3 protein-coding genes are annotated in these 2,665 nt (G+C 66.2%); 2 read left to right on the forward strand and 1 reads right to left on the reverse strand.

Going from position 1 to position 2,665, the window contains the following annotated elements:
* The coding region (locus AC2TEW_RS38895; protein WP_484627679.1) for a transposase at positions 1-406 on the forward strand (406 nt) is incomplete at its 5' end.
* A 119-nt stretch (positions 407-525) separates the two neighbouring features.
* Here AC2TEW_RS38895 and AC2TEW_RS38900 read toward each other — a convergent pair.
* The gene (locus AC2TEW_RS38900) at positions 526-1,269 is read right to left on the reverse strand and encodes a DUF3152 domain-containing protein (protein ID WP_484627849.1); all 744 of its coding nucleotides are present in this window, start codon (positions 1,267-1,269) and stop codon (positions 526-528) included.
* Positions 1,270-1,763: 494 nt separating this feature from the next.
* On the opposite strand from AC2TEW_RS38900, the gene AC2TEW_RS38905 reads away from it, so the two are divergent.
* On the forward strand, positions 1,764-2,665 hold a 902-nt coding region (locus AC2TEW_RS38905), incomplete at its 3' end, for a TerC family protein (RefSeq protein ID WP_484627850.1).

A 2,665-nucleotide genomic window follows, 5' to 3' on the forward strand; every position in this document is an offset into this window, starting at 1 on the left:
CTCCCTCCACCGTCGCCACCGCGCGGCCGAGTTCAAGAAGTTCCTCGCCAAGCTCGACAAGGAAGTGCCCGCCGGCCTGGACGTGCACCTGATCTGCGATAACTACGCCACCCACAAGACCCCGGCGATCCAGAAGTGGCTGGCCGGCCACCCGCGGTTCCACCTGCATTTCACCCCGACCAGCTCGTCCTGGCTCAACCAGGTGGAGCGGTGGTTCGCGCTGTTGACGGACAAGCAGCTCCGACGTGGAGTCCACAAGTCCGTCCAGGCCCTGGAGAAGGACATCCGGGCCTGGATCAAGACCTGGAACGAGAACCCCCGCCCGTTCACTTGGACCAAGACCGCCGACGAGATCCTCGAACGACTCGCCTCATATCTTGAACGAATTCCCGGCGCAGGACACTAGTAGGGCTTCACGGCTGCCCGCCGCTGCCCTCACGCCCCAGCACACCAACGAGATCATTTCGCTGAGAAAACCTCAGTCAGGGATGACTCGCCGGCGGCCGGTCGAAGTGGCTGCCGGTGTCAGTTGTCCGGGTAGGGCCACGGGTTCGGCCGGCAGCGGATGCCGTCCAGGTCCAGACTCTTGGTCTGCTGCTGCATCACGGGTGCCAGCGCACCGGGGTTCTTGCAGTTCTGATGCCCGTAACCGATTCGATGCCCCACCTCGTGGTTGATGAGCATCTGTCGGTAGTCGAATATTTTCTCCGGACCGAAGGTGTCCGAACCCTGGGCCCACCGGAAGGAATTGACCATGATCCGGTCGGTGGAGGAGGAGTTGCACGACACGTTGGAGACGGTCGTGTCGAGGCCGGACTTCGCGCACCACTCCGCGGTCGTCCCCGGGCTGGCGAGCGTCATCACGAAGTCGGCCTGGTTGGAGGAGGTCTGCCGGAAGCTGATCGTCCCCTTCCCCGCCCACCCCCTTCGGTCGCCCAGGGTCCGCTGAACGGCTTCGGAGAAGAGAGCCCCGTCGAGCCCGATTCCGTCCTCGACCTCGACGCGGTAGGTGATCGTCCGGCCCGCACCGGGAGCCGTCTCCTGGAACAGCGGGGCCTGGGTGAATCTGCCCGTCCCGCGTGAGTTGGGATCAGTGGGATAGACCGTCGACATCTTGGTCGCATAGCCCTCCTCGGCGCCCGCCGTCGGCTGCTGGCTGGGCGACGTCTGCTGTGCGCCGGGATCCCCGGCTGCCGCGCCGCCGGATCCGCCAGCCTGTGAGATGGCCTCCAGCAGCGCCGCGACGACCAGGATCCCCGCGGTGGCCACGGCAACGAGTGAGATGACGCGTCCTCTCCTTCGCCTGGGGGGCCTGCCTGACGCCTCGTCGGATGTCACCGTCCGCCGTTCCTTTCGTCGACGATCCCCGCCTGTGCGGGGAGGGCCCTTCAAGGAGACGGCAGAGCGGCTAAAACCCCGACTGTCGGATGCCTTACGAAAGACATCACGGGCGGCCCCGAGCAGCACCGCACCGGCCCCGTTCTGCTGTTCACAGCCGATACAGCGGTTCGGAGTGTCCTGCGGCGGCTGTCGTGCAGACGTTGTGCGGGCAGGCCAGGCACAGCGCTGCCGGGAGACGCCCGCGACACCACACGGCACAGGACACCCGACGGGGCATGCAGCCTGCCCCTCGGGGAGGGTCGGTCGGCCCCGGGCAGCACCTCACCCATGACTACGCTCGGGAAGACCACGACCGAACCCCCCGGCGGGCAGCAGCAAGCAGGTCGGCCTGCAGGCGGATCCGACCCGGCAAAGGAGCAGCAGTGGACATTTCCGCAGGCATCTGGGCCGGCACCGCTGCTGCACTGATCGCCCTGATCGTGGCCGATTTCTTCATCGGCGGCCGCAAGCCGCACGAGGTTTCGATCAAGGAAGCCGGGATCTGGACGGCGGTGTGGGTCGCCCTCGCCGTCGCCTTCGGCGGCTTCCTGTGGTGGTACGGCGGATCGCAGCCGTCCGGTGAGTTCTTCGCCGGGTACATCACCGAGAAGTCGCTGAGCGTCGACAACCTCTTCGTCTTCATCCTGATCATGGGCAAGTTCGCGGTGCCGCGGATCTACCAGCAGCGCGTGCTGATGGTCGGCGTGATCATCGCGCTGGTCCTGCGGGCGGTCTTCATCGCCGGCGGCGCGGCCCTGGTGACCACCTTCTCCTGGGTGTTCTACATCTTCGGCGCGTTCCTGATCTGGACCGCCTGGAAGCTGATCAAGGACGCCCGGGCGGGCGAACAGGACGAGGAGTTCGAGGAGAACCGCCTGCTGAAGTCGATCGAGCAGCGCTTCCCCTCGACCGACAAGTACCACGGCACCAAGCTCTTCATCCGGGAGAACGGCCGCCGGCTGATGACCCCGATGCTGATCGTGATGCTGGCCATCGGCACCACCGACGTGCTGTTCGCGCTGGACTCCATCCCCGCGATCTTCGGCCTGACCCAGGACCCGTACATCGTCTTCACCGCCAACGCCTTCGCGCTGATGGGCCTGCGGCAGCTGTACTTCCTGATCGGCGGCCTGCTGAAGAAGCTGGTCCACCTCAGCTACGGCCTGTCGGTGATCCTCGGCTTCATCGGGGTGAAGCTGGTGCTGCACGCCCTGCACGAGAGCGGCGTGCACGTCCCGGAGATCGGCATCCCGCTCTCCCTCGGCTTCATCGTGGTGGTGCTCGC

It is taken from the genome of Kitasatospora sp. NEAU-CNBT7 (assembly GCF_057220535.1).